Annotated in this window: 28 protein-coding genes and 1 tRNA gene; 19 read left to right on the top strand and 10 right to left on the bottom strand. The window is 48.0% G+C overall.

Annotated elements, in window-relative coordinates:
- Positions 1–39: 39 nt before the first annotated feature.
- Together WC259_RS02195 and WC259_RS02190 are read left to right on the top strand one after the other, a co-directional pair.
- Positions 40–114, top strand: a tRNA-Thr gene (locus WC259_RS02195).
- Positions 115–142: 28 nt separating this feature from the next.
- On the top strand, positions 143–913 hold the full coding sequence (locus WC259_RS02190; RefSeq protein ID WP_015406931.1) for a hypothetical protein: 771 nt from the start codon (positions 143–145) through the stop codon (positions 911–913).
- 78 nt (positions 914–991) lie between these two features.
- Here WC259_RS02190 and WC259_RS02185 read toward each other — a convergent pair whose 3' ends face one another.
- Positions 992–2,137, bottom strand: coding sequence for a GuaB3 family IMP dehydrogenase-related protein (locus WC259_RS02185; protein WP_015406932.1), 1,146 nt, complete (start codon positions 2,135–2,137; stop codon positions 992–994).
- 261 nt (positions 2,138–2,398) lie between these two features.
- On the opposite strand from WC259_RS02185, the gene rsmI reads away from it, so the two are divergent.
- Genes rsmI through WC259_RS02165 form a run of 4 tightly spaced genes read left to right on the top strand, consistent with a single transcriptional unit; the run spans position 2,399 to position 6,129 of the window.
- The gene (rsmI, locus tag WC259_RS02180) at positions 2,399–3,223 is read left to right on the top strand and encodes a 16S rRNA (cytidine(1402)-2'-O)-methyltransferase (protein ID WP_077998332.1); all 825 of its coding nucleotides are present in this window, start codon (positions 2,399–2,401) and stop codon (positions 3,221–3,223) included.
- 24 nt (positions 3,224–3,247) lie between these two features.
- On the top strand, positions 3,248–3,463 hold the full coding sequence (locus tag WC259_RS02175; RefSeq protein ID WP_011308910.1) for a hypothetical protein: 216 nt from the start codon (positions 3,248–3,250) through the stop codon (positions 3,461–3,463).
- An 8-nt stretch (positions 3,464–3,471) separates the two neighbouring features.
- Complete coding sequence (gene metG, locus WC259_RS02170) at positions 3,472–5,133, top strand: methionine--tRNA ligase (protein WP_077997952.1); 1,662 nt, start codon at positions 3,472–3,474, stop codon at positions 5,131–5,133.
- 15 nt (positions 5,134–5,148) lie between these two features.
- Positions 5,149–6,129 carry a polyprenyl synthetase family protein gene (locus tag WC259_RS02165; protein WP_227028544.1) on the top strand — a complete coding sequence of 327 codons (981 nt, stop codon included), beginning with the start codon at positions 5,149–5,151 and terminating at the stop codon, positions 6,127–6,129.
- A 214-nt stretch (positions 6,130–6,343) separates the two neighbouring features.
- Here the strand turns inward: WC259_RS02165 and ftsH are convergent, their stop codons facing one another.
- Positions 6,344–8,158, bottom strand: a complete 1,815-nt coding sequence (gene ftsH / locus WC259_RS02160; protein WP_012984168.1) for an ATP-dependent zinc metalloprotease FtsH — start codon at positions 8,156–8,158, stop codon at positions 6,344–6,346.
- 71 nt (positions 8,159–8,229) lie between these two features.
- Positions 8,230–9,060, bottom strand: coding sequence for a TIM barrel protein (locus tag WC259_RS02155; RefSeq protein WP_012984169.1), 831 nt, complete (start codon positions 9,058–9,060; stop codon positions 8,230–8,232).
- A gap of 119 nt (positions 9,061–9,179) precedes the next feature.
- On the opposite strand from WC259_RS02155, the gene rsfS reads away from it, so the two are divergent.
- Positions 9,180–9,524 carry a ribosome silencing factor gene (gene rsfS, locus WC259_RS02150; protein WP_011308915.1) on the top strand — a complete coding sequence of 115 codons (345 nt, stop codon included), beginning with the start codon at positions 9,180–9,182 and terminating at the stop codon, positions 9,522–9,524.
- Here rsfS and ndk read toward each other — a convergent pair whose 3' ends face one another.
- Genes ndk through thiL form a run of 4 tightly spaced genes read right to left on the bottom strand, consistent with a single transcriptional unit; the run spans position 9,525 to position 12,809 of the window.
- Positions 9,525–9,953, bottom strand: coding sequence for a nucleoside-diphosphate kinase (gene ndk / locus WC259_RS02145; RefSeq protein ID WP_011308916.1), 429 nt, complete (start codon positions 9,951–9,953; stop codon positions 9,525–9,527).
- 9 nt (positions 9,954–9,962) lie between these two features.
- Complete coding sequence (locus WC259_RS02140; RefSeq protein ID WP_012984170.1) at positions 9,963–11,333, bottom strand: bifunctional tRNA (adenosine(37)-N6)-threonylcarbamoyltransferase complex dimerization subunit type 1 TsaB/HAD family hydrolase; 1,371 nt, start codon at positions 11,331–11,333, stop codon at positions 9,963–9,965.
- A complete protein-coding gene (gene tsaE, locus WC259_RS02135; RefSeq protein ID WP_011308918.1) occupies positions 11,311–11,802 on the bottom strand; it encodes a tRNA (adenosine(37)-N6)-threonylcarbamoyltransferase complex ATPase subunit type 1 TsaE in 492 nt (163 codons plus the stop codon). Before tsaE ends, WC259_RS02140 begins: the two co-directional genes overlap by 23 nt.
- On the bottom strand, positions 11,799–12,809 hold the full coding sequence (gene thiL / locus WC259_RS02130; RefSeq protein WP_011308919.1) for a thiamine-phosphate kinase: 1,011 nt from the start codon (positions 12,807–12,809) through the stop codon (positions 11,799–11,801). The genes tsaE and thiL overlap by 4 nt, the downstream gene beginning before the upstream one ends.
- Positions 12,810–13,100: 291 nt before the next feature.
- Here thiL and WC259_RS02125 point away from each other — a divergent pair, with 291 nt between their 5' ends.
- From WC259_RS02125 to WC259_RS02085, 9 genes are all read left to right on the top strand, one after another.
- Entirely contained in the window at positions 13,101–13,877 is a 777-nt protein-coding gene (locus WC259_RS02125; RefSeq protein WP_011308920.1) for a ubiquinone/menaquinone biosynthesis methyltransferase, read from the top strand.
- A gap of 1 nt (position 13,878) precedes the next feature.
- Positions 13,879–14,646 carry a class I SAM-dependent methyltransferase gene (locus WC259_RS02120; protein ID WP_011308921.1) on the top strand — a complete coding sequence of 256 codons (768 nt, stop codon included), beginning with the start codon at positions 13,879–13,881 and terminating at the stop codon, positions 14,644–14,646.
- Position 14,647: 1 nt separating this feature from the next.
- Positions 14,648–15,742 carry an iron-containing alcohol dehydrogenase gene (locus tag WC259_RS02115; protein ID WP_372642991.1) on the top strand — a complete coding sequence of 365 codons (1,095 nt, stop codon included), beginning with the start codon at positions 14,648–14,650 and terminating at the stop codon, positions 15,740–15,742.
- The gene (locus tag WC259_RS02110) at positions 15,726–16,646 is read left to right on the top strand and encodes a prenyltransferase (protein WP_011308923.1); all 921 of its coding nucleotides are present in this window, start codon (positions 15,726–15,728) and stop codon (positions 16,644–16,646) included. The genes WC259_RS02115 and WC259_RS02110 overlap by 17 nt, the downstream gene beginning before the upstream one ends.
- Complete coding sequence (locus WC259_RS02105; RefSeq protein WP_011308924.1) at positions 16,646–17,248, top strand: class I SAM-dependent methyltransferase; 603 nt, start codon at positions 16,646–16,648, stop codon at positions 17,246–17,248. The genes WC259_RS02110 and WC259_RS02105 overlap by 1 nt, the downstream gene beginning before the upstream one ends.
- 79 nt (positions 17,249–17,327) lie before the next feature.
- On the top strand, positions 17,328–18,107 hold the full coding sequence (locus WC259_RS02100; RefSeq protein WP_011928826.1) for a metallophosphoesterase: 780 nt from the start codon (positions 17,328–17,330) through the stop codon (positions 18,105–18,107).
- A gap of 19 nt (positions 18,108–18,126) precedes the next feature.
- The gene (gene rsmA, locus WC259_RS02095) at positions 18,127–19,002 is read left to right on the top strand and encodes a 16S rRNA (adenine(1518)-N(6)/adenine(1519)-N(6))-dimethyltransferase RsmA (RefSeq protein WP_015406936.1); all 876 of its coding nucleotides are present in this window, start codon (positions 18,127–18,129) and stop codon (positions 19,000–19,002) included.
- Complete coding sequence (gene ispE, locus WC259_RS02090; protein ID WP_011308927.1) at positions 18,996–19,850, top strand: 4-(cytidine 5'-diphospho)-2-C-methyl-D-erythritol kinase; 855 nt, start codon at positions 18,996–18,998, stop codon at positions 19,848–19,850. Before rsmA ends, ispE begins: the two co-directional genes overlap by 7 nt.
- A 55-nt stretch (positions 19,851–19,905) precedes the next feature.
- On the top strand, positions 19,906–20,403 hold the full coding sequence (locus WC259_RS02085) for a rubrerythrin family protein (RefSeq protein WP_061977124.1): 498 nt from the start codon (positions 19,906–19,908) through the stop codon (positions 20,401–20,403).
- A 79-nt stretch (positions 20,404–20,482) separates the two neighbouring features.
- Here the strand turns inward: WC259_RS02085 and WC259_RS02080 are convergent, their stop codons facing one another.
- The 3 genes from WC259_RS02080 to WC259_RS02070 form a co-directional block, all read right to left on the bottom strand.
- Positions 20,483–20,722 (bottom strand): hypothetical protein, encoded by a 240-nt coding sequence (locus WC259_RS02080; RefSeq protein ID WP_012984176.1) that lies wholly within the window; start codon positions 20,720–20,722, stop codon positions 20,483–20,485.
- 85 nt (positions 20,723–20,807) lie between these two features.
- On the bottom strand, positions 20,808–21,617 hold the full coding sequence (locus WC259_RS02075) for a potassium channel family protein (RefSeq protein WP_012984177.1): 810 nt from the start codon (positions 21,615–21,617) through the stop codon (positions 20,808–20,810).
- Positions 21,604–22,860 (bottom strand): CCA tRNA nucleotidyltransferase, encoded by a 1,257-nt coding sequence (locus WC259_RS02070; RefSeq protein ID WP_372642986.1) that lies wholly within the window; start codon positions 22,858–22,860, stop codon positions 21,604–21,606. The genes WC259_RS02075 and WC259_RS02070 overlap by 14 nt, the downstream gene beginning before the upstream one ends.
- Positions 22,861–22,940: 80 nt before the next feature.
- Between WC259_RS02070 and WC259_RS02065 the strand changes: the two genes are divergently transcribed.
- From WC259_RS02065 to WC259_RS02055, 3 genes are all read left to right on the top strand, one after another.
- Positions 22,941–23,858, top strand: coding sequence for an ABC transporter ATP-binding protein (locus tag WC259_RS02065; RefSeq protein WP_012984179.1), 918 nt, complete (start codon positions 22,941–22,943; stop codon positions 23,856–23,858).
- Complete coding sequence (locus tag WC259_RS02060; protein WP_011308933.1) at positions 23,855–24,622, top strand: ABC transporter permease; 768 nt, start codon at positions 23,855–23,857, stop codon at positions 24,620–24,622. Before WC259_RS02065 ends, WC259_RS02060 begins: the two co-directional genes overlap by 4 nt.
- Positions 24,623–24,671: 49 nt before the next feature.
- The coding region (locus WC259_RS02055) for an AAA family ATPase (RefSeq protein ID WP_372642982.1) at positions 24,672–25,197 on the top strand (526 nt) is incomplete at its 3' end.

Genomic DNA, 25,197 nt, shown 5'->3' with positions numbered 1-25,197 from the left:
TAGTGACGGAAATATCCGTTATGCTATACTATTGCCTGCGCCAGCGTGGCTCAGAGGTAGAGCAGCGGTTTCGTAAACCGCCGGTCGGAGGTTCGAATCCTCTCGCTGGCTCCATTCATTTTTGATGAGGTATGAAGCTAGAATGAGCAAATTTATAGACAGGCTTAAGAACGTATCCAAGGGCTATGTGCGCCCTATGGGTTTTAATGCAGTTGCCTCTGCTCCCCAGCCCAAAATGTTGCTGGCGGTGGAACTGGGCATTGAAGATTTGACTGCCAAAGAAGTATTTGGCGGGGCAGATATAGTACTTCTTTCCACCGGCAAAACCGGTGCCAAAAAACTGAAAGAAGCCGCCGGTTTACTGGGAGATACCGTCTGGGGCGTAATGCTGGGTGATAAAGCCGATGAAGCTGAAAAGATGGCCAAGGCCGGTGCTGATTTTGTGGTTTTCAGCCCTGATGCTGAGGTATCGCCTTTAACCGCTCTTGAAAAGACCGGTAAAATAATCATGCTGGAAAATAATCTGACTGATTTTATGATAAGGGCGGCGGATTGTCTGTCAGTGGGGGCGGTTATTGTAGACGGCCAGCCGGATGCTTTGTCTCTCAGCTGGCGGAAGATTATGCTCTACCAGCGTTTTGCAGATATCCTGTCAAAACCCTTTTTGGTCAGGGTAAGTGCAAATATCAGTTTGCCGGAGCTTCAGGCACTCTGGGCTTTGGGTATAGATGGCGTACTGACAAATGGCAGTGAAGGCTTAAGCGGGCTTCGCACCATTATAGACGGGGCAGAGTGGGCGGCCAAACGCAAGCGCGGACATATGAGCGCCATTGTGCCTTCCATAAAAATGCCTGCTTCCGAATCAGTCTCCCCTGAAGAGCCCGAAGAACCTGACGAAGATGATGAAGAATAGCGCCCTGTTTTAAGGTTGGGTTTGAGCTAATAAAAAAGGCCGGTTTTAACCGGCCTTTTTGTTTTATACAGAATATTTTTACTGACACTTGGAGAGCTGGTAGCTTTTACCCTCGGTGGTAATAGCCGGAGCAATAACCATTTCAACCTGCTGCATTTCGCGGATATTGGAAGCACCGCAGACACCCATAGATGTCTTGAGGGCGCCCACCAGGTTTTGGGTTCCGTCAGTAACGGAAGTGGGGCCGAACAGAATCTGTTCCAAGCTCCCGGTAGTGCCCACCTTGATACGGGTACCTCTGGGTAGTGAGGGGTGAGGGTGAGACATGCCCCAGTGGTAACCCCGTCCGGGGGCTTCGGTAGCCTTGGCAAACGGTGAACCCAGCATGACGGCATCAGCACCGGCACAGATAGCCTTGCAGACATCACCGCCTTTTTTGAAGCCGCCATCGGTAATGATAGGCACATAACGGCCGGTTTCTTTATAGTAAGTTTCGCGGGCGGCGGCACAATCCATGCTGGCGGTAATCTGGGGAACGCCAATGCCCAAAACCTCACGTGAAGTGCAGGCGGCACCCGGGCCAACGCCTATTATTACGCCGTGAACGCCGGTACGCATAAGCTCAAGGCAGGCCTGATAGCTGACGCAGTTGCCTACCAGTACCGGGACTTTAATCATCTTTACAAATTCTTCAAAAACCAGCCCGTGGCTGCTCTTGGAGACGTGGCGGGCTGAAGTAACAGTGGAGGCTACAGATATAATATCCGCTCCGGCCTCAACTGCTACGGGGGCCAGCTTTTTGGCATTGGCAGGCATCAGGGAAACGGCACAGATGCCACCTTTGGCCTTTATTTCGCTTACCCGCTTGGAAATCAGGTGTTCCTTAATAGGCTCGGCAGTATAAACCTTCTGCATGAAGGAAGTTACTTCATCAATGGGCTTGGATATAATCTGGTCCAGAATTTCCTGAGGATTTTCATAACGGGTATAAATACCCTCCAGATGCAAGACGGACAAGCCGCCCATTTTGCTCATGGCAACAGCGGTATCCACATTGGTTACGGCGTCCATGGCAGAAGCAATAAACGGAATAGAGAAGTTAATGTCGCCGATTTTAAAATCAACTTCTACCTGTTCGGGGTTAACTGTTAACCCGCCGGGGACAATGGCTACCTCGTCAAAGCCGTAGGTACGCCTGAGGGTTTTAAATTCTGGTACTGTCATCTCAGCTCTCCTTACTATTAAACATGAACTATATCAGAGCCGGCAAAGTCAAGTCAAGGCAAGATATTCATTTCTATTATAACCCTGAGTCAGGTTGAAAAGTAGATAGTAATCTGTGACGGGTTTTGTTTGTCAGTTGCTTTTTAGGGGAGTGATGCTTGATGCCGTATACCGAAATATTTGGTATTATTACTAATTGGGTGGGTTTGAACTTGGCAGCCAGTTTAGCCTTTGGGCTTATTCTGCTACAATAATAAGGTTATGGCTTTATATGTAGTAGCAACACCCATCGGCAACCTGGAGGATATCACCCTCCGGGCGCTTCGGTTGCTTTCCGAAGTAAAGCTGATTGCGGCTGAGGATACCCGCCACACCCGTAAACTGCTTTCTGCCCATAATATAAAAACGCCCCTGACCAGTTATTTTGAGCATAACCGCCTTTCAAAGCTGGATTATATACTAGAGGTTCTAAGGGAAGGGGATGTGGCTTTGGTCTCTGATGCCGGCATGCCCGGTATTTCAGACCCCGGTTATGAGCTTATCAAAGCCGCCCACGAAAACGGCATAAAGGTTGTGCCTGTACCGGGGGCTTCGGCGGTGATAACGGCGGTGGCGGTATCCGGGCTGGATTCCGGCAGTTTCAGCTATCTGGGTTTTTTGCCGCGCCAGAAAAGCGAACGCAGGAAAGCCCTTTCTGAGGTAGAGATGCTTGGGGCAAGCATTGTGATACTGGAAGCGCCCCACCGTTTGCAGGGTTGTTTACTTGACATAAAAGAAGTACTGGGAGACCGCCAGATATCTGTCTGCCGTGAACTTACCAAAATATACGAAGAAATATTTCGTGGCAGTATTAGCCAATCTATCAGCCATTTTAGCCAGCCAAGGGGTGAATTTGTGCTGGTGGTGGAGGGTAACAGGCAAATTCCGGCTAAGCCCGAACTGACAGGTGATATAATAAGTGAACTTGGGCTATTAAAAAAACAGGGCAAGTCAGCCAAAGAAGCTGTGGCTCTAGTTAGCCAAAAAAACGGGCTTTCTAAAAAAGAAATCTATCGGGCTTGGCTTAAAATTGACAAGGCCTTATAATAGGTAAAATTTGCGAGGTGTTTCATGAGGAGAGGATGTATTTCACTGGGAGAGGTAGTTTGCACCGGTTGCAACAATACTGTTCCCTATCCTGAACGTTATCTGGCGGTAGATGAAGAAAACGGCAAAGAAGTAGATAAAGGAACTACCGTTCATTATTGCGTGGAATGTGCCCTGAAGAAAGGGTATGCCAGCTACAAAGAAGAAAAAGGCGAGAGAATTCTAACCTTTCTGCCCTGAGGATATAAATGAGCGAACGAATATTTATTGGTGTGGCTTGGCCTTACGCCAACAGCCAGTTGCATCTGGGGCATGTTGCCGGCGCTTATCTGCCGGCAGATATTTTTGCCCGTTATCACCGCACCCGTGGTGACGAAGTGCTTATGGTATCCGGTTCGGATATGCACGGTACTCCCATTACCATCAGGGCGGAACAGGAAGGCATCACTGCGGCCGAAGTGGCTGAGCGTTACCACCAGCGGTTTATGGCCTCGTGGCCGAAGCTGGGCATAAGCTGGGATTTTTATACTTCAACTGCCACTGCCAACCATGCCCGAACCGCTCAGGAAATGTTCCTTAGCTTGTACGAAAAAGGTTATATTTATAAAAATACGGTTTGCCAGCCGTTTTGCTCACACTGCAACCGTTTTTTGCCTGACCGCTATGTGGAGGGGACTTGCCCCCACTGCAAATATGAAGGTGCCCGCGGTGACCAGTGTGACAACTGCGGCAAACCCTTAAATGCGGCCGAGCTTTTGAATTTCCGCTGTAAAAACTGCGGCAATCCACCTGAATTCCGGGAGACTGAACACTTCTTCCTGAAACTATCGGCATTTGAAGAAGAACTTATCCGCTGGGTGGAGACCAAAACCCACTGGCGTACCAATGTATTAAATTTTACCCTGCGTTATTTGAAAGAAGGTCTGAAAGACCGGGCTATTACCCGTGATTTGGACTGGGGCGTGCCTTTACCCCTGCCGGGTTACGAAGGCAAGCGCCTGTATGTTTGGTTTGAGGCTGTCATCGGCTACCTGTCCGCCAGTAAAGAATGGGCGGCTTCCAAAGGCCAGCCTAATGCATGGCAGAAGTACTGGGGCGGAGATACCAAGAGCTATTACTTTATAGGCAAGGACAATATCCCGTTCCATACCATTATATGGCCGGCTATGCTGATGGGCAAGGGCGGGCTGAATCTGCCGTATGATGTGCCTTCAAACGAATACCTGACTACCGAGTCACAGAAATTTTCCAAGAGCCGCAATAATGCCATCTGGGTGGATGATGTACTTTCCCGTTACGGCGTGGACACATTGCGTTATCTGCTTTCGGCCAATATGCCCGAAAGTTCGGATACGGATTTCTCGTGGAGGGAATTTGTCCGCCGCAACAATGATGAGCTGGTAGCCACTTACGGCAATCTGGCTCAGCGTGTTTTGACCATGGTCTGCCGCAATTATGACAATAAAGTGCCGGAATACGGCGAGCTGGATGAACGTTCCCTTACGCTTATTGAAAAAACTGCCGCTATGCTTTGTGAAACTGATAAAGCCCTGTATAACTGTAATTTCCGTGAGGCAATAAGACTGGCTATGGCACTGGCTCAGGAGGCAAACCGCTATCTGGATGAAAAGGCCCCCTGGAAAGAAATAAAGGTGGACAAAGCCGCCGCTGCCCGCAGTTTATACGTGGCCATGGTGGCACTTTCCGGCCTTCGGGTGGCTTTCTACCCGTTCTTGCCGGAGAGTTCGGGACGCCTAAGCACTTATCTTGGTTTCGGGTCTGAATTGGAAAAAGAAGGCTGGATACTTAAAATGCCGGTGGTCGGGCAGGAACTGACCCCGCCGGAGCCGCTTTTCAAGAAGCTGGAAGATTCGGTTGTGGAAGAAGAGACTGCCCGTATGGGGCTTTAGTATTTACCAGGAGGCATGGTTTTGTTGAAACTTAGCTCTATCTACGCACCTATAAACGAAGGCCTCAAAGGGGTTGAGGACGAATTTAAACTGGTATCCGAAAGCCGCAAGAAGTCTTTTCCCGAAATGGCGGAAATGCTGGACTATATTCTAGTAGGGGGCAAGGTGCTCAGACCGGCGCTTTCCATGCTGTCTGCCATGTGCTTCGGTGCCGGCATAAAAAAAGTATTGCCGTTGGCTACATCTTCCGAAATGCTTCACATAGCAACACTGGTGCATGATGACGCTATTGACAAGGCTGATACCCGCCGCGGACGCCGGACAGTTAACGCTGTCTGGGGGCTGGAGAAGGCTATACTTTTAGGAGATTTCCTGTTTGCCCATGCCGCCGAAACAGCGGCTGAAACCGGCAATATGGGTATAGTCACCCTGTTTTCCCAAACCCTGCAGATAATTGCCTCCGGAGAGCTTAAACAGGCTTATGCCAGTTTTAACCCTGACCAGAGCTATGAAAACTATCTGGAAAGAATATCTGGCAAGACGGCTGCCCTTTTTGTAATGGCTACTAAGGGCGGGGCTATACTGGCGGATGCCTCATCGTCTGACGAAGAGATAATGCGTTCTTACGGCTATAATCTGGGCTTAAGTTTCCAGATAGTAGATGATATACTGGATTTTGTGGGTAATGCCAAGGATATGGGCAAACCGGTAGGTTCAGACCTGAATAACGGCACAGTTACTTTGCCGGCCCTGCTCCTGATGGATCGTTATCCGGATAATAACCCCATCAAGGATATGCTTAATGCTACTGACCGTATCCCTCATGTTGCCAAAGCAGTTGAGATGATAAATTCATCAGATATCATAGACCTTAGCTATAAAGAGGCTAAACGCTATGCTGATTTGGCCTGCCGAAATTTGTCACAGCTGCCTAAAACGGCTGCCCGCGAATCTCTCTACCAGCTGGCCGAATTTATAGTTGAACGTAAAAACTGACAAGGAGACTCAAGATGAAATTAATGGGTTGTCTGGGAAGTATTCTAGCCCTTATTGTGATTATCTTTGTCCTAACCCACCTGGGTGAAATCTGGGATTGGCTGGAAGGCATTTTTGCCTGACGGGCGGGTATTCTTTTATAGACGTAATTTTATAGATGCAAACAAAAAAGCCACCTTTTCAGGGGTGGCTTTTTGATTAGGGCAATATTGGTTTAAGTAGATTCAGCTATTGGAAGTTCACCTGTAAACAGGCTTTCCAGCTCAACCCCTTCCAGAGTTTCTTTTTCTACCAGTTTTTCGGCAATGAACTTCAGACGGTTTTTATTTTCGGTCAGTATTTTCCTAGCTTTCTGGTGGGCTTCTTCAATCAACCCATGAACCTCATCGTCAATCATGTCAGCTATTTTCTCGCCGTAATCTTTTTGCTCGGATATTTCGCGTCCCAAAAAGACCATTTCTTCTTTGTTGCCAAAGGTGCGCGGCCCCAGTTTGTCACTCATACCGTAGCTGGTGACCATTTTGTGGGCAATATCGGTAGCCCGTCGCAGGTCATCTGAAGCACCGGTGGAGAGTTCTTTAAAGGTCAGTTCTTCTGCAACATAGCCGGCTAGAAGCCCGGCCATCATGCCCTTGAACTGGGAACGGGTCATCAGGTAGCGGTCTTCAGTGGGCAACTGGCGGGTATGCCCCAGCGTCATGCCTCTGGCCACAATTGATATCTTGTGGACGGGGTCAGCACCCTGCACCAACCGAAGTACCAGCCCGTGTCCGGTTTCGTGGTAAGCGGTTACTTCTTTTTCCTGGGTGCTTATGCGGCGGCTCTTGCGTTCAGGCCCTGCAATAACCCGGTCAATAGATTCCTCAAGGTCTTCGGTTTCAATTACCTTGCGGTTTTTACGGGCGGCCAGTATGGCGGCTTCGTTAAGAAGGTTTGCCAAATCTGCACCTGAAAAACCGACTGTCTGCTTGCCCAAATTTTCCAGGTTAACCGTATCTGCCAGAGGTTTGCCCTTGGCATGGATTTTTAGTATGGCTTCACGTCCGGTTATATCCGGCTTGTCCAGCACTACTCTGCGGTCAAAACGGCCGGGACGGAGCAGGGCCGGGTCAAGTATATCAGGACGGTTGGTTGCCGCCACTACTATTACACTGGTATCGGTATCAAACCCGTCCATCTCCACCAGTATCTGGTTAAGGGTCTGTTCCCGTTCGTCATGTCCGCCGCCCAAGCCTGCGCCGCGCTGGCGTCCGACAGCATCTATTTCGTCTATGAAGATAATGCAGGGGGCATTCTTTTTAGCCTGATCAAACAAATCACGTACTCTTGAAGCACCTACACCCACAAACATTTCTACAAATTCACTGCCGCTTATAGAGAAGAAGGGTACGCCTGCCTCTCCGGCAATAGCCTTGGCCAGCAGGGTTTTACCTGTACCGGGAGGTCCTATCAGCAAAATACCCTTGGGAATGCGGGCACCCAGTGCCTGAAACTTCTCACGGGATTTCAGGAATTCAACAACTTCGCCTACTTCCTGTTTGGCTTCATCTACCCCGGCCACATTGGCAAAGGTGATGGTGGGCTTGTCCATATTGAAGAGTTTGGCCTTGGACCGGCCGAATGAAACAGCCTGATTGTTGGCGCCCCTTGCCTGGGTGAAGATGAAGATAAGCAGACCGCCGAATATCAGGAAGGGCAGATAGGTAAGAATCATAGTGCCCCAGTCCAGCCCGCCCGCCGGCTGGATATTTACCTTGACATCAGTCAGGTCCAGACCTTCAATGTCGTAAATACTGGCAATGTATTCCTTTACGGTGGACAGTTTTGTGCCGTCAGTGGTAGTTACCTCTATGGTTTCGCTGTCAACTGTAATTTCGGCAATCTTGTGTTCCTGAGACAGGGTTATTATCTGGCTCAGAGGCACTTCCTCCGGTTTCTGGGCATTCGGCACCAGAAACGAAAAGATTGCTATGATAGCCACCAGCATCACGACATAAATAATGGTGCTGCGTTTCCAATTTGAATTCATTTGGTACCTCAAAATTTCATGTAATATGGGACATATTAAGTAAATTATAGCATATAAGGATTGCGTCGTCTTTAGGCCAGAGAGAAGTAGGTCTCTTTCAGGAGCAGGGCATCTTCTTCTATATTAGGGCTTTCACATATTACCAGCCCTGCACAGCCCCTGTCTCTCAGAGCCAGCAGCAATTCTTTGTAATTGAAATCTGAATCAGCCAGATTCAGGTGCTGTTTTTCCCCTCTGGGAGAGTAGTCTATGCCCGAAACGTGTATATGCATATTTAGAACTGCGTTTTCACCCAGATAGTCAGCCATGGTACTTAACATAAAGCTGAACTCTGAATAGGAGTTGTATTTACCGGTACGGGCATGATAGTGGGAAAAATCTATAGTCGGCAATAGGCCGGGTATTTCACTGCACAGTGCCATAGTCTCTTTCAGGTCTCCGAACTGGGTCACCTTACCGCTTACCTCGGGTCGAAGGGTTATATCAAAGCCTTCTTCCTGAAGACGGCTGGCAACAGGGCGGATATTATCCCGTATGGATTCGTAGGCGGCAGAAGGCGAGTCTGTCAGGTAAAAACCGGGGTGAAATACCAGTGACCCTGCCCCGCAGAGGTGAGCCATTTTGGCAGACTGGTAAAGCAGATGCTGGCTCATTTTGACTTTATTTTCTTCAACTGCATTAAAGTTCAGATAGTACGGGGCATGGGCAGACAGTTTTATACGCAGAAGATCCGAAAGGATTCTGACCGGGTTGGTATCCGGGGCTTTCATATATACCCCGCGGACAAATTCTATTTCCATGCCGTCCAGCCCCAGTTCCGCCACCCTGTGAATTCCATTCTGGGTGGTGTGTTTGGGGGTGGAGTAGGGAATGCCGGCGGTGCCGAAAAGTAAACCTGCCATAGAGGTTAAGTATATCAGATATGTCCGGTATTTAAAAAACCGCAGGCCTGTTTTGCCCGTATTACAGACCTCAAAGGGTTGTATGCTATACTTAAAACAGATCTTTGGGGAGGATACACTTGGAATCAATAGATATTGCCCGGCAGATGGTAAGCATGGCCAGTGAGAAACAGGCTGAAGATATAGTCCTTCTGGACGTCAGGGAACTGGTTAGTTACTGTGATTATTTTGTGCTGATGAGCGGTGCTTCAGGCCGCCAGCTTTCGGCTATTGCAGATGTAGTTGAAAAGACCTTGAAACCCCTTAAAATAGGCCCGCGCCACCGTGAAGGTGACGCGGATTCAGGCTGGATACTTCTTGATTTCGGCGGAGTGATTGCCCATATATTCACTCCCGAAATACGCAGTTACTACAAGCTGGACCGTCTCTGGGAGAATGCCCCCAAACTGGTTGCTATACAGTAACTAACGGCGGTCGTAGTTTACCAGTTCGCTTTCGCTGAAAAACAGGCTTATTTCATGTTTGGCATTTTCAGCTGAGTCTGAGCCGTGAACAGTATTCTGCTCTATGTTTATACCCAAATCTCCCCGTACAGTGCCCTTTTCAGACTTGGCCGGGTCAGTAGCACCCATAGCTTTGCGCATTTTTTCAACGGCATTTTCGCCCTCAAAAACAGCGGCTGTAATAGGGCCGGAGGTGATGTAAGTGACTAAATCCTTGAAGAAGGGGCGTGCCCGATGGGGGGCATAGTGTTTGTCAGCCAGAACAGCATCCATCTGGAGCATCCGCAGTCCGATTAGTTTTAATCCCAGTTTTTCCATTCTGCCCAGAATTTCACCGGACAGACCGCGGTTAACGCCGTCAGGCTTAACCAGTAAAAGTGTTCTTTCCATATTTCTCCTTTATTTAGCGCCGGGTGAACCTATAAAACCGGCTATATCTTCTACACCAATTTTGCCGAGGGTGTCAACTATCAAATCGGCCTCTTTTAGGGTCTCTGGTTGCTGGCTGTTGGTAACAGCCAGGCACTTCATGCCGGCTTTTTTAGCCGCTTCCACCCCGCCGGGTGCGTCTTCTATAACCAGACACTCCTCCGGTCTGGCACACAGTCTGGCGGCCGAAAGCAAAAATACCTGCGGATTTGGCTTGCCCTTGGTAACATCCTTTTCGCTGATTGTGGCCAGAAAGTAGTCACCTATACCCAGCTTGGTCATAACCAGCTTGATATTAGCCAGCGGTGCCGAAGACGCAATCGCCATCCGGTAGCCGGCCGCTTTCAGGGATTTTAGCAAATCCATTACGCCGGGAAATATTTTTATATCCTGTCCGGCATATTCACGGAACAGGTGTTCCTTGCGGTCAGCCAGAGTGTGGATAATATCCGCCTCTGACTTTTCCCCCAGTACAGAGTAAATTATCATATCATTTCGCAAACCGAAGGTGCGGTAAAAATCTGCTTCGGAAAAAGTGTAACCCATTTCAGTAAAAGTAGTCTGCCATGCCCTGAAATGGAGAGGGGCGGAATCTGCAATCACTCCGTCCATATCCCAGATAACCGCTTTGTTTTGGGAAAGCGGCAGTCCAGTGGGGTGTTTTCGGGGGGATATCTGGGGGCGGCGCAGATAAAGCGGCTGCAGACCGGCAGGATTATCTGTAAGGCCGTCTTCAATCCTCTTTTTAGCCAGCCTTGCCAGCGATACTGCCCTTGATGGGCGTATATCTGCCGGGGCAAGTACTGTTTTTTTGTCCCCAAGCAGGGTTTTAAGTTCGGTCTGGACGTTTTGGCTTATCGGCCCGCAGATAACACAAGGTTCGGTTATTTTAGCGGCTAAATCAGCCAGATTGGTGATATGGGGTTTAATCTCTTCTTTTAAATCTGCTCCGTTTTTAGTATAAGCTCCGGCGGCATATTCCTGCTGTCCCGAAGGCAGCAGTGCCCATACCGTAAGCCCGCTTGCCAGATATGGGTATGCAGCCAGTTCCAGCGTGCCGATACCGCACAGAGGTATATCCAGAGCGTAGGCCAGGCTTTTGGCAGTGCTGAGGCCTATCCTCAGGCCGTTAAAACTGCCCGGCCCGATGGAAACCGCAATGGCGGTGGCATCTTTAAGGCTAAGCCCTGCTGACTCAAGCAGCCAGTCCAGCCGGGGCAACAGCTCCACAGTCTGGTTCTGGTGGCTAAGCCAGTTGTACTGGGCAACTATTTCATTATCTCTAAGTATAGCCAGCCCGGTATCCGGGGTGGCGGTATCAATGGCTATTAAAACCGGCATCCTTTACCCTCTGTGCAATCTCATTTAACAGCTCTTCATAGCGGATACCCCAGGCAGACAGGGTCAGTTTCCGTGTATCATCATCCAGATAGGCTATCTCTATCTGCAGATTTTCCGGGGGCAGCAGCTCATTGGCTTTGTCAGCCCACTCTACCACAGTTACTCCGCTGCCATAAAAATAGTCTTCCAGACCCAGTTCTTCTATCTCTTCACTCAGGTCCAGACGGTATAAATCTATATGGTACAAAGGTAGACGCCCGTACATTTCGCGGGCCAGCACAAACGAAGGACTCAAGGCATTTTCGGTAATATCCAGCCCCTTTGCCAATCCTTGGGTCAGGTTCGTTTTGCCTGTTCCAAGGTTTCCCACCAGGAAGATAATATCCCCGGCTGATGCCAGTTCACCTATTATCTTTCCCAGATCCTGGGTTTGCTGGGTACTGTGACTCACCAGTTCAAGTTGGTTCATTTCGGTTTTTTAAAATGCTCCCAGCCGTTCTTTTCCGGCTGAAGGGCCCTCCCATCTTTATCCACTAGTTTTAGTTCCTCCGGTTTACCCGGAATAATTTCGCCTATGATAGTAACCGGTATATGGCTCTGCACCGATATTTGCTCTATCACCTTGGCAGAGGCGGTAAATAATAGTTCGTAATCTTCACCCCCGTAGAGTGCCATGTTTTGGGCCTGCAAAGGGTAACTGAGGCGCAGGCTGGGATGGAGTGGCAGTTTATCAAGCTCTATTCTGGCACTTACCCGGCTCTGCCTGAGTATATGCCCAAGGTCAGTCACCAGCCCGTCGCTTATATCTATACAGCAATGGACGCCCTCTTTGACCAGTAACCGGGCTTCATTAATACGCGGTTTAGGGCGGTAAAAAGAGCGGTAAAATATCCGGCGGCTTTCATCTGTAACTTCGGTTTGGTTTAAAAGCATATCCAAACCGGCAGCAGCGTTGCCCAGATAACCGGTAACGGCTATTTTTTGTCCTGCCTGAGCGGCATTTCTGGTAAGCAGGCAGGACGGGTTTTCCGCCGAACCCAGCAGGGTAATAGCCAGATTTATAATAGAAGACTGGTTGGTATCCCCGGCTATTATTACAGTCTGGTATTTGTTAGCCAGACTGTACATAGCGTTATAGCAGTCTGTTACGCTGGAAACCAGAGTATCCGGCGGCAGGTCAATATTCACTACGGCATACTGGGGGAGCCCGCCCATGGCGGCAATATCGCTCATGTTTATAGCCAGAGCTTTGTAACCCAGATCTGCCCAATTAAGCATGCTTCGGTTGAAATGTACGTTTTCAATCAGGCTGTCTACGGTAACCAGCTGGTATCCCTGTGGGAGAAAAACAGCGGCATCATCACCAATGTCCAGTATCAGGTTTTCACGGGCAGGGGTATTTTCATCAGGCTTTTGGTGCAAAAGAATGTTCAGTCTGTCTATCAGCTGGCATTCGCCTATGTCAGAAACCTTCATAATGCAGAGATTATACCATTTTTTAGCTGATGCCTGCAGTGCCGGAAATAGCCATTTTGTAAAATTTACGGGGCGGTTTCTCAGGTTTGGCTTACGTATGGGTTGCGAAGGGGTTTAACCTTGACAATTAATACATTGAGGAATATGATTGGTCTTTGAAATCGCCATCAATATGGCGTTTTTATTTGGCACTTACTCAAAAAAGCTGAGTTTTGTCATTGTTTAACTCTCCGTTTCAATGACTTCAGATATAGTATATGTTTAAATAAATGCTTCAAAAGGTGATAGCTGATGAGTAGTTTGGCCGAAGCGCCTATCCAGGACCCCGGATTTGATTCTGAAGAGGCGCATAAACGTAAACAGTACATGGTTGACTTGTTCGTAGTTCAAGCAAAAAACTATGATTTCCACGATGATGTCTTCGGGCTTTATGCCCACCGTTTCTGGATGCGGACCGTTCTTAAAATAATCGGCAAGTTTATGAAAGGCCGTACCAGCACCAAAATGCTTGATTTGGCCTGCGGCACCGGTTTTGTCACTTTCAATACAGCCCGGAACTTTGAGAATATTGACATAGATTCCTTTGATATCAGCCCGGATATGCTGGCGGTTGCCAAGGAACGCTATGAAAAATATTTCAAGGGGCGCAGTATCAAGTTCTGGCAGGGTGATGCCGAAGTTCCCTTTGGCGAAAATAAATACGACCTGATAACCACCAGTTTTGCTTACCGCAACTTTGCCAACAAAGGGCTGGCTACCGAGAACGTTTTCCGCGCTCTTAAACCGGGTGGTTTGTTTATTATTCAGGACCTTACCAAACCCGAACACCATCCCATGCGCGGGTTGTATATATTCTATATGAAGTACGTTTTGCCTTTGTTCACCAGCATCTTGGGTACTGAAAAATCAGCTGCCCGCTGGCTTTATAAATCTGCCATGATGATGCCCACTAACGGGCAGATTGCTAAACTGATGGAAAGCAAGGGCTTTGAAAAATGCCAGTACAAGAGTTTGTCACTGGGTATTGCCTGCGTAATCTGGGGCTTTAAACCGGAGAAATCAGAATAAAATGAGCAGTATAAATGTAAGTGTGAAAGACCCCGGCTTTGAGTCTGAAGAGGCTCAGGCCCGCAAGCGTTATATGCTCCAGTTGTTTGGCTTTCAGGCTAAACACTATGACCTGCACGATGACATTATGGGTATGGGTATTCACCGCCGCTGGGGCAAAGAGATGGTTCTGGAGATACTGACTTATACCCGCAACATGCCGCAGGTAAAAATGCTGGATCTTGCTTGCGGTACCGGTTTTGTTACCTTCAATACCCTGCGGTACATGAAAAATGTGGATATAGACGCCTTTGATATTACTCCTGAAATGGTAGAAGTGGCCAAAGGCCGCCTCAAGAAAAATTTTGCGGATCGCAGTGTGAAATTCTGGGTGGGTGATGCCGAAATACCCTACGGAGACGCCAAGTACGATGTTATAGGTACCTGCTTCGCTTTCCGTAATTTTGCCAATAAAAATTTGGCTGCGGCTAATATTTTCAAGGCACTAAAACCGGGTGGTCTGCTGGTTTTGCAAGATATGACCAAACCTGAAAAACAGCCTATGCGAGGCATTTATCTCTTTGCCTTGAAAAATCTGATGCCCGTAATGGCACGGATAATCGGCACGGAAAAAAAGTCTGCCCGTTATCTGGCAAACTCGGTGCTGGCCATGCCCAGCAACGCTGAGATAACTGCCATATTGCAGAATCAGGGTTTTATAAATATCAAATCCCGCTATCAAAGCGGCGGTATGGGTACACTTACAGTGGCCTATAAGCCGGAGAGTTAAAATGGGTAAAGTGGATACACTGGCTTATGACATTGGCAATAACCGTACCCGTCACGTATATATAGGCAGTGGCATACTGGATAGCCTGCCTGGATATGCCCGTGAATTGAATGCGGACAAGTTTTTTATTATTACCGATTCCAATCTTGAAAATATCCTCAAGGATAAAATCAAGAACTTGCTTTCCGGCGTGGCTGAAACCCATATTTTGGCTTTCCCTGCCGGTGAAGCCTCCAAGACATTGTCTACGCTGGAAGATATCGGCTCCAAAATCCTTGACCTCAGGGCTACCAAGTCCAGCGTTATTGTCTGTCTGGGGGGTGGGGTAGTAGGAAATCTGGGGGGCCTTACCGCAGCTCTCCTTTTCCGTGGTCTGCGCTTTTTCCATATACCTACCACCATGGTTGCCCAGATAGACAGTGCCATTGGTCAAAAACAGGCCGTGAATTACAAAATGGGCAAGAATCTGTTCGGTCAGTATTATGCCCCCGAGTTTGTTTTTATAGACTTTGATTTTCTGCGTACTTTGCCCGAACGCCAGATACGGGCCGGTTTGGCCGAATCTGTAAAACACGGCTTGTGTCAGGAATCCACCTTTTTTGACTATATAGAAGAACATGCCGGTGATTATTCGCCGAAGGTGATAGACTATATTTCCCGCCATACCATAGAGCTTAAACTGGAGCTTCTGAAGATTGACCCCTTTGAGGGCAAGCTTGATCCCCAGCTGGAGCTTGGGCATACCATAGGCCATGCGGTAGAGATTATTAAAAACGGTCAGCTTCTTCACGGTGAATCCATTGCCATTGGCATGGTGGCGGAAGCCGCCCTTTCCTGTGAGATGGGTTATATGAAACCTGAACTGGCCGCCAAAATAGAGCGTATTTTCAAGAAGCTGGGATTGCCGACCCGCATTCCGGCAGATGTTCCTCTGGAGGGCGTGCTGGAAGCCCTTCGCTATGACAACAAACGCCGTACTGCCCGTACAGACTTCTTTCTGCTTGAAGATTTTACCCGTTTCCACAAAGAAAATGGTAAAATAGGTACCAAGGTTTCTGAAGAGGTTTTGAAGAAGGTTCTTGAAAGCGCTTACTAGCGAACGTCCGGGTTTTCAGGACTGGATACAGGCCGCCCGCCTTAAGTTTTTACCTCAGGGTGTAATGCCGGTGGTAATAGCCGGCGCTTTAGCCTTTTCCGAGGGTACCTTTAATGTGGCCAATTTTATAGTGGCTTTTTCAGCTGCTGCAGCTGTCCAGATAGGTCTTACCATGTTCAACGATACCCTTGATTATGTTTATGGTACTGACTGCAAACCCATAGATGCCAAAAACCCTTTCTCCGGAGGGAGCGGGGTATTTACCTGCGGCCTCATAAAACCCCGCCAGTCTCTGATGGTTATCTTTGGGCTGTATCTCTTTGCCCTGATGTGTGCCATTTACATGGCGCTGGACATGGGTTGGGGAGTTATGTGGATTGCCATTATCGGAGCGACTATTTCCATACTCTATTCCGCCAAACCTCTACGTTTGGCCTACCACGGCTTGGGCGAACTTGTGATGCTTCTTGGATACGGACCGGTTCTAACCGCTTGGGGTTATTTTGTCCACACCGGCATGGTTAGCTGGGATGTGCTTCTAATAGGTGTCATACCGGGTTTATGCATGTGGACCATGATACTTATCAATGAGATACCGGATTACGAAGAAGACCGGGCAGCCGGAAAACGTAACCTGACATATCGGTTAGGGCCTAAAAATGCCAAAAATCTGTTTATTATTTCACTGGTAGTTCTGTATGCCTATATACTGGCGCTTGTTTTTAGCGGGGTGATGCCGCCACTCTCTGCCATAGCCTTAGGCGGTATTCCTCTGGCAGTTATGGCCGTCAGGATTGCCCACCGCTATTACGATGACCCCATAAAGGTAGCCATGGCCAATAAATTGATGGTCATAATATATTCGGTCACAACTGCTACGGTGGCCATAGGGATGTTGACATAATGGTAGCGCCCAGTTTTTTTGAAAAAGTTGCCCCGGTATACGAATTTTTAACCCGTATGTTTATGCTGGGCACATTTGAAAGTGCCCGTAACCGTATGCTGAACGAAGATACCTCTGAATTTAGTGTGTTAGACCTTTGCACCGGTACCGGATATATTGCTAACAAGATAGAGGCGAAGCGGATTGTGGGGCTGGACCAGTCTGTTCAGATGATGGCTCTTAATGACCGCACTAAACGCCCCAATAAAACTCTGGTGCGGGGTAATGCTTATCACCTGCCTTTTGAGGATGGGGAGTTTGAGCGTATTTATTGCTCCAGCGCCAGCCATGAATTCAAATTGTTTGGCAAGGTACTGGCAGAATGTTTCCGCACCCTGAAGCCCGGTGGTAAAGTGGCTATTTATGATATTTACCAGCCCAAAAACAAATTTTATTCCCTGATAGTCAATACTATTTACCGTTATCCTGTTGAGCACAATATTATGTGGGTGCATACTCTGGAGGAATGGCGGAAACTTCTAACCGAAGCCGGTTTTGAGGTGGAGGAACTGGAAGCAGTCAGAGGGGTATTTGTATTTGTGCGGGCCGTAAGACCTGCTTAAACAAATAAAGGTTAGATATATATTACAACAGGCTTCTTTGGAGCCTGTTTTGTTTTGTCCTCAATAAAGATAGCCAAAAATGGACAGTGCCCCCTTAACAAATTACGCCCTTATGGTATCATTAGGGATGCGTTATGCGGTGATGGCGGACATACATGCTAATCTGGAGGCTTTAAATGCCGTACTGGAAGATGCCTATAAACGTGACGCTACCGAGATATGGTGTTTGGGAGATATTATAAATTACGGCCCTGACCCGACAGCCTGTCTGGAAATTCTGATGAACCACAAACATTTGGCAGTAGCCGGCAACCATGACCTGGCAGTAGCCGGCAAGATAAACCACTCCCTGTTTGAACTGGAAGCCGCCCGTTGTCTGGCCTGGACCAGAAGCCAGTTGTCTTCAGACATGATTGATTACCTGGCTGTATTGCCCGAAATGCTTATCGTGGGTGATTTCAGCTTGGTACATGGCAGTCTCAAACGACCGGTGTGGGATTATATTACTACCCCTCAGCTTGCATCCGAGAATTTCGGTCTTATGCGGACGCCTTATTGTCTGGTGGGGCATACCCATATGCCCTATGTATTTACTACCGGCCAAAACGGGATCTGCCGCGGTATGCCCCTAATGGCAGGGAGTATGCAGCCTCTTCGCCAGACAAATCTTATCATAAATCCCGGCAGTGTCGGCCAGCCCAGAGACGGCAACCCGCAGGCCAGTTATGGTATTTACAATGATGAAGCCCGCACTTTCTGCCTTTACAGGGTAGCTTATAACATTCCTGCTACCCAAAAGAAGATGCAAAAAGCCAAATTACCCCCGTTTTTATCAGCACGATTGAGCAAAGGGCGTTAAATCTTTATAATAGGGGTACATGGAAAAAGATGTGCCTCTGTTAGTTGCCAGCGCCCCCTCGCTTATGGCTCAGGCCAAAGAGATGATGGAGGGCTATACCCTGAAAGCCCGCAAAGGGCTGGGGCAGCATTTTTTGATAAGTCAGGGTGTGCTGAACAAAATACTTGCGGCCGCAGATTTGAAACCGACCGATACGGTTATTGAAGTGGGCCCCGGTCTTGGGGCATTGACTGAAGAACTCCTGAAAAGAGCCGGACAGGTGATAGCGGTAGAGCTGGATGACAAGCTTATAGATGCTCTGACCGAAAAATTTAAAGGCTACCCCAATTTCAGGCTTATCCATTCGGATATACTTAAAACCAGCCCTGAAGAGATATTGGGTCAAGATGTTCCTTACAAGCTGGTAGCCAACCTGCCTTATTACATTACTTCAGCTGTATTCCGCCAGTTTCTGGAAGCAAAACTCAAGCCGGAATCAATGGTGGTCATGGTCCAGAAGGAAGTAGCCAAAAACATAGTTGCCAAAACAGGGGATATGGGGCTTTTGACCCTGAGCGTTCGTTTTTATGGCAACCCTTCACTGGTATCTGTTGTGCCGGGCGGGGCTTTTTATCCCCCTCCGGAAGTAGATTCAGCTATAGTAAAGATTGTTATCCCTCAGACAACCATTATGGAAGGGGTGTCTGAGGTTGATTTTTTCAAACTGGCCAGAGCCGGTTTTGGTACCCGCCGCAAAACACTGCTTAATGCACTTGCACAGGGACTTGGCATATCCAAACCGGTTATATTGTCACTATTAAACGGGGCAGGTATAGACCCTGCCCGCCGGGCAGAGACTTTGAGCATGGAGGAATGGAAAAAGTTATGCCTGGAATATGCGGGCAACCCATGCTGACATTGCTGGCTCCTGCCAAAGTCAACCTTAGTCTGGAAGTGCTATACCGCAGAAAAGACGGATACCATGAATTGCGAAGCATTATCCAGTCTCTAAGCCTGTGTGACCGCCTGTCTTTCAGCCCTTCTAAAACGGTACATATAAGTTCAGACAGCCAGGACTGGCAGGCTGACCTTAGTCTGGTTTCAAAAGCAGTGGAACTGTTTAGTGAAAGATGCGGGCAGAACACAGGGGTAAACCTGAAAATAGCCAAACGTATTCCACTGGTTTCCGGGCTGGGGGGAGACAGTTCGTGTGCGGCGGCTGTTTTGAAAGGACTTAACAAGCTTTGGGGGTGCGGTTATCCCTGCTGGCGTTTGATGGAGATAGGTGCAGAGCTGGGTTCTGACGTGCCGTTTTTTATAATGGGCGGTACGGCCATGATGGAAGGGCGGGGAGAAACAGTAACTCCTCTGCCTACCCTTACTCAAATGTGGGCGGTTTTACTGGTGCCGGCGCTTGATATGCCGGCTGATAAAACTGCTGCCCTTTACCGAAATTTGCGCCCGGATAGCTTTACCAGCGGAGAGATAAGTGACAAGCTGCTGGAAAGTATTTGTCAGGGTAAGCTCAGCCTCAGCCTTTGTTTTAACGCCTTTGAGAAAGTAGCTTTTGAGCTTTTCCCCGAACTGGTCAAATACCGCTGGCAGTTTCTGGAAGCAGGGGCTTACCAGATATCTTTAGCCGGGGCAGGACCGACCCTGTTCACCCTGCTTAAAGATAAAAACACTGCTGAAAAGATATACCATAACCTGTGCCAAAAAGGGCATCAGGCCTATCTGGTGTCCACTTTAGGGCCGCTGGATTGAAAAACCCGGTCGGGGTATTATATAAAGATATACAAATATCAAGGAGGTGTTTTTAATGTCCAGTTCCGAAAATTTGAAATCTGCTTTTGCCGGTGAGAGCCAGGCAAACCGCAAATATCTTTTTTTTGCCGATAAAGCCGAAAAAGAGGGTTTTGCCCATGTAGCCCGTTTATTCAGGGCTGCGGCCGAGGCTGAAACTGTGCATGCCCGAAACCACTTTAACGTCTTAAAAGGAGTGGGAAATACAGCTGCCAATCTGGAAGAGGCGGTTGAGGGTGAGAGTTATGAATTTACCAGTATGTATCCGTCCTTTATAAAAGAAGCCGAAACTGAAGGAAACTCAGCGGCACTGCTTAGCTTTAATCACGCCAACAAGGTAGAAAAAATCCACCACGGTTTGTTTGATGAGGCACTGAAAGAAGTAAAATCCGGTACCCGGGCTGAAGACCAGGTCTATTATGTATGTCAGGTTTGCGGCAATACCGTGCCGGGTGCGGCACCTGCCCGCTGTCCCATATGCGGTGCGCCTGCCTCCAGCTTCAAGTTAGTCTAGCTTAATCTTCTTTATAAAACAGAGTGGGGAAGTGATATCACTTCCCCACTCTTTGTTTCTAAGACTGTTTGGACTAAGGTTAGGTAAGAAAAATATCTTCCGGTTTTACCACAAACTCTTTCCCGCAGGTACTGCAGCAGAAAAGCACCCGTTCTACCACGTTGTCCTTACGGTCAATGCGGGATACAGTTCCGTCTCCGCCGTCATTGGGGCAGCTGGCACAAATTATATATCTAAAACCGGTTTCGGGGTCACGGGTGGAAACCATACCTTGTGACAGGAGTTTATTGGTTAATGCCAGGTCTTTTTTTATTTGCAATGTCAGCTCCACTTTTTTATTTACCCAATCAGTATATACCCATAAGGTCTGTGAAGATATTTTTATGCCAGATTAACCTCAAGGTTCAGGTTTTTGGTATCTCCTGACCGCAGGTGGGGCAGATATGTTCATGAATTTCTTTTTTATTTTGGAATTCTTCCAGTAATCCGGCAGACAAAATGGCGGTAGGTAATGCAAAAGTGGCCAGCCCCAGTATGGATATTATACTGGTCAGAAGCTTTCCGAGTGCGGTAATGGGGTAGATATCACCGTAGCCTACAGTAGTCATGGTCATAACAGCCCACCACATGGAATCAGGTATGTTTTTAAACACTTCCGGCTGGGCAGGGTTTTCCACAAAGTACATCAGGCTGGAAGTAAAGATAATAAGCAGCAGGATAATGGCAAAAGATATTATCAGGGCTTCTCTGCGTTCGCGGAGCACGTTTAGAATCATGCGGGAGGTTTCGTTAAAACGTTTCAAATGTCCCAAACGGAATAACCGTAAAAGCCGCAGGGTTCTCAAGAAACGCAGGTCTACGTGTATAAGGAATGGCAGGTAGAAGGGCAGTATAGCCAGCAAATCCGTCAGTGCCAGCGGAGATACGGCAAAACGTATCCGGCCGGTAAAAGGGTGGGAATACTTTGGTTCAACGGTACAGCTCCAAACCCGTAAAATGTACTCCAGACTGAATACCGCTACTGAAAATATCTCAAAGCCGAAGAGCAGGTCATGATAATCCCGGCCAATAGTATCTACCGAACCAAGTATAACCGCCAGCACATTTAAACAGATAAGGCTGATAATAAACCAGCTGATAAACCGGCGGGGCTGGCTGTCAAAGCCGAAAGTAAGCAGGTTATGAACCTTTTTCATTAGATTATACTTGGTCATCGGCCTGTCTCCGTTTTACATAATCTATTTCGTCTGTTCGGCTGGGAATCTTTCCGTCCAGTTTCAGATTGAGCAGTTCGGCAAGTACTGCCTTGATATCCGGGCCGGGTGCAAAACCCAGTGTGAGCAGGTCTATTCCTTTTAGACATGGCTTTATGCCTGATAATTCTTCCTGAAAAAGCATCAGGTGTTTTCTGATAATCGGGTTATCATTAGCAATATAAAATGCCTGTCTGGCCTCTTTTTTACACTTCACCAGTATGCCGTACAATCGGCTGGGACTAAGGTCAACCCTGCCCAGTTCTGCCAGATGTTCAGCTAGGCATTGGTAGTCCCGCAGGCATGCCGAGATATACTTGCTCAGGTGCAGACCGGTTATCAAGGCTTCTGCCTGAGGTTTATCCAGACGTACCGAAAGCAGGCAGAGGTATATTTCGGGAGATACATTTTCGCCGTACATATTTCTGGCTTCGGCAAATTTGTCTGCCGGCCAATTATCAGCCTTTATAAACGGCAGGCTGTTTTTCAGAACACCTGTTTCCTCTGCCTTGAGTAAAATATTCTCAGGTTTGGCTTCCTTAAAAATGCATTCCATTTCATACCGCAACCTGTCGGCACCTATCAAAGGTATCAGCTGGGCGTCACGCTGAAGCAGGGTCAGGGTCTCGCTTGAGATATCGAAGCCAAGGCGCTCTGAATAACGCAAAGCCCGCCAGATGCGGCTGGGGTCATCCCTGAAGCTTTTGGGGTGGAGTACGCTAAGTTTATGCTGTTTAAGGTCTGTAAGCCCGTTGTAGGGGTCTACAAGGCAACCGAAATCTTGGGGGCTCAGGCTTAGGGCCATAGCATTTATTTTGAAGTCACGGCGAAACAAATCTGTCTTAATATCGCCTTCAAGTACCTCAGGCAGTTTACCCGGGTCAGGGTAAAATTCATTTCGGGCAGTGGAAATATCCAGTTTGAAGCCGTTTATATCTGCCGAAAGGTTGTTGAAACGGGGGTGAAGGGTGGCTTTATAATTAAATCCCTCAAGCAGGCCTTGCCCAAACTTTATGGCGTTGGCTGCAAGCACCAGGTCCGCATCTTTCGGGGTTTTATTCAGCAGGAAATCCCGTACCAGCCCGCCCACAAGATAAAGATGCAGGTTTTGGCTGGCGGCAAGTTCAGCTGCATGCAGAATAAGCCGGTTTATTTCCGGTGGCAAGCGGTTTTTTAAAAAACTCTTTAGCTCTTCCGCATTCATTTACGGCCAATTATAGCACAGCTTTCTGTCTGATTTTATTGCCGAGAAGGACAGTTACTGGTATCATTTTAAGTAATTTTATGAATACTCATGCTATAAAGGTTTCCAATCTGGTTAAAAGGTACAAAGACTGCACTGCTCTGGATGGACTAAGTCTGGAAATAGAGCAGGGGGAATGCTTTGGGCTTTTAGGGCCAAACGGGGCGGGTAAAACCACTCTGGTGCGTATACTGACTTCACTTTCGCCTTCAGATTCGGGAAAGGTGGAGGTAATGGGACTTGATCTGTCCCACCATCTGCGGCAGATAAAAGCTATGTTCGGGGTGATACCCCAGCTGGACAATCTGGACGCTGAACTTTCGGTAACCGAAAATCTGGTTACCTTTGCCCGTTTCTTTGACATAAAACCGGCTGATGCCCGCCAGAGAGCAGCTGACATACTGAAACTTTTCAAACTGGAGCAAAAGGCTAATTCCGAGGTAAAAGCCCTTTCAGGCGGTATGCGGCGGCGTTTGCTGCTGGCCCGGGGGCTTATAAATAACCCCAGCATTATTATTCTGGACGAACCCTCGGTGGGTCTTGACCCCCAGTCCAAGTATCTGGTTTGGCAGAAGCTGAAGGAATTTAAAGCCCATGGCATAACCCAGTTACTCACCACCCAGAATATGGACGAAGCGGCTGTGTTGTGTGACCGTATAGCTATAATGCATCAGGGCAAAGTACTGGATATGGATACCCCCAAAGGGCTGGTGGACAGGCATGTAGGCCAGTGTCTTATTGAGATAGAAGTTCGCTCTGGTGAGCATGAGACCATAACAGCTGAATGCATACGCCGCGGGCTGGATTTTGAAGATTCCGGTTTGATTATACAGGTATTCCGCTGCGGTGAAGATAACCTGCTAGATGAACTGAAAGCACTTGGCTGGAATGTATGGCAGCGGATAGGTACTCTGGAAGATGTATTTTTACGCCTGACCGGAAAGGGGCTGGTGGAATGAACTGGCCTACTTACCGTGCCTTTTATATGTGGCTCAGGAACTACAACGTTTTTATCCGTTTGTTCTGGTCTATAGCGCCGGGGTTTGTTATTGAGCCGGTAGTGCTTCTGGTAGCGCTGGGTTTTGGTTTCGGGTCATTTATCGGGGATATAAACGGCCAGCCCTATATGGAGTTTATTATACCGGGTGTTATTGCCAGTTATGCCATGACCAGTGCTACTTTTGAGTGCACATATAACGTCTTTTTCCGTATGGATTACCGGAAAACCTATGATTCCATACTGGCTACCCCTATGAATGTGAGTGATGTTGTTACCGGTGAGGTTTTATGGGGAGCCACCCGTTCCATCATAACAGCCTGCATTATTCTGCTGGTTGCGGCGCTGTTCGGTATTATCCATTCACCGTGGGCACTGCTGGCACCCATATTTGCGGTGCTTGAGGGCATTATGTTTGCCAGTATCGGCATTTTCTTTGCTTCCATAGTACCTTCCATATACAGTTTCAATTATTATTTTACTTTGTTTATCGGTCCCATGACTTTTTTCAGCGGAGCTTTTTTCCCTGTATCCAGCTTTCCGGAAGCGGTTCAGGTTATTTCGAATGTCGTACCCCTTACTCCGGCGGTCAGCCTTATTCGGGGAGCGGTTAGCGGTGACTTTAGCGGGGTAAATGTGGTAATCTCGTTGCTGGCGGTTATAGGGGTATCGGCGGCTTTTTATATAGCCACTCTTTTTAGTATGAAACGCCGGGTTATGGAATAACTCTAATATAAATATGTCCGGTTTTGGATAATTTGCAAAGGAGCCAAAGATGAAGGTAGTTGCCCTGGTGGGCATGCCGGGGGCGGGTAAGACCGAAGCCTCGCGTATGTTCAGTAAAAACGGTTTTATACGGATACGCTTCGGAGATGTTACTGATGAAAAACTCCGCGAGCTGGGTTTGCCCCTGAATGAAGAAAATGAACGCAAGGTGAGGGAATCACTCCGCAAGCAGTACGGTATGGAAGCCTATGCGGTACTGAATCTTAGTCGTATTGATGAAAACCTGAAAAACGACAATGTGGTAGTAGACGGGCTGTATTCATGGGAAGAGTATAAATTTCTTAAAAGCTACTACAAAGAAAAGCTGATAGTGGTCGCCATATCTTCCTCACCCTCTACCCGTTACTCCCGTTTGTGCGAAAGGGCTGATCGCCCCTTGAACTATGATGATGCTGTTTCCCGTGATTACTCTGAGATAGAAAATATAAACAAGGCCGGGCCGATTGTAATGGCGGATATTACAGTTTTGAACGAACTGGACTTGAAAGACCTTGAAAAGCAAGTAAAGAAACTTG

The sequence above is a fragment of the Dehalococcoides sp. genome, assembly GCF_041654235.1.
Lineage (GTDB): Bacteria > Chloroflexota > Dehalococcoidia > Dehalococcoidales > Dehalococcoidaceae > Dehalococcoides > Dehalococcoides mccartyi_B.
The sequence above is the reverse complement of the archived record's forward strand: the minus strand, read 5'-3'. Positions and strand labels throughout refer to the sequence as shown.

What these genes read in the sequence shown, in the direction of transcription:
- metG (WP_077997952.1), top strand. Translation starts at nt 3,472, where the DNA reads ATGAGCGAACGAATATTTATTGGTGTGGCTTGGCCTTACGCCAACAGC.
- WC259_RS02185 (WP_015406932.1), bottom strand. Translation starts at nt 2,137, where the DNA reads ATGACAGTACCAGAATTTAAAACCCTCAGGCGTACCTACGGCTTTGAC.
- WC259_RS02065 (WP_012984179.1), top strand. Translation starts at nt 22,941, where the DNA reads ATGAATACTCATGCTATAAAGGTTTCCAATCTGGTTAAAAGGTACAAA.
- rsmA (WP_015406936.1), top strand. Translation starts at nt 18,127, where the DNA reads ATGGAAAAAGATGTGCCTCTGTTAGTTGCCAGCGCCCCCTCGCTTATG.
- WC259_RS02100 (WP_011928826.1), top strand. Translation starts at nt 17,328, where the DNA reads ATGGACAGTGCCCCCTTAACAAATTACGCCCTTATGGTATCATTAGGG.
- WC259_RS02115 (WP_372642991.1), top strand. Translation starts at nt 14,648, where the DNA reads ATGGGTAAAGTGGATACACTGGCTTATGACATTGGCAATAACCGTACC.
- WC259_RS02070 (WP_372642986.1), bottom strand. Translation starts at nt 22,860, where the DNA reads ATGAATGCGGAAGAGCTAAAGAGTTTTTTAAAAAACCGCTTGCCACCG.
- WC259_RS02075 (WP_012984177.1), bottom strand. Translation starts at nt 21,617, where the DNA reads ATGACCAAGTATAATCTAATGAAAAAGGTTCATAACCTGCTTACTTTC.
- WC259_RS02060 (WP_011308933.1), top strand. Translation starts at nt 23,855, where the DNA reads ATGAACTGGCCTACTTACCGTGCCTTTTATATGTGGCTCAGGAACTAC.
- WC259_RS02105 (WP_011308924.1), top strand. Translation starts at nt 16,646, where the DNA reads ATGGTAGCGCCCAGTTTTTTTGAAAAAGTTGCCCCGGTATACGAATTT.
- WC259_RS02190 (WP_015406931.1), top strand. Translation starts at nt 143, where the DNA reads ATGAGCAAATTTATAGACAGGCTTAAGAACGTATCCAAGGGCTATGTG.
- WC259_RS02085 (WP_061977124.1), top strand. Translation starts at nt 19,906, where the DNA reads ATGTCCAGTTCCGAAAATTTGAAATCTGCTTTTGCCGGTGAGAGCCAG.
- ftsH (WP_012984168.1), bottom strand. Translation starts at nt 8,158, where the DNA reads ATGAATTCAAATTGGAAACGCAGCACCATTATTTATGTCGTGATGCTG.
- ndk (WP_011308916.1), bottom strand. Translation starts at nt 9,953, where the DNA reads ATGGAAAGAACACTTTTACTGGTTAAGCCTGACGGCGTTAACCGCGGT.
- WC259_RS02165 (WP_227028544.1), top strand. Translation starts at nt 5,149, where the DNA reads ATGGTTTTGTTGAAACTTAGCTCTATCTACGCACCTATAAACGAAGGC.
- WC259_RS02120 (WP_011308921.1), top strand. Translation starts at nt 13,879, where the DNA reads ATGAGCAGTATAAATGTAAGTGTGAAAGACCCCGGCTTTGAGTCTGAA.
- thiL (WP_011308919.1), bottom strand. Translation starts at nt 12,809, where the DNA reads ATGAAGGTTTCTGACATAGGCGAATGCCAGCTGATAGACAGACTGAAC.
- rsmI (WP_077998332.1), top strand. Translation starts at nt 2,399, where the DNA reads ATGGCTTTATATGTAGTAGCAACACCCATCGGCAACCTGGAGGATATC.
- WC259_RS02155 (WP_012984169.1), bottom strand. Translation starts at nt 9,060, where the DNA reads ATGGCAGGTTTACTTTTCGGCACCGCCGGCATTCCCTACTCCACCCCC.
- WC259_RS02175 (WP_011308910.1), top strand. Translation starts at nt 3,248, where the DNA reads ATGAGGAGAGGATGTATTTCACTGGGAGAGGTAGTTTGCACCGGTTGC.
- tsaE (WP_011308918.1), bottom strand. Translation starts at nt 11,802, where the DNA reads ATGAACCAACTTGAACTGGTGAGTCACAGTACCCAGCAAACCCAGGAT.
- WC259_RS02125 (WP_011308920.1), top strand. Translation starts at nt 13,101, where the DNA reads ATGAGTAGTTTGGCCGAAGCGCCTATCCAGGACCCCGGATTTGATTCT.
- WC259_RS02140 (WP_012984170.1), bottom strand. Translation starts at nt 11,333, where the DNA reads ATGCCGGTTTTAATAGCCATTGATACCGCCACCCCGGATACCGGGCTG.
- ispE (WP_011308927.1), top strand. Translation starts at nt 18,996, where the DNA reads ATGCTGACATTGCTGGCTCCTGCCAAAGTCAACCTTAGTCTGGAAGTG.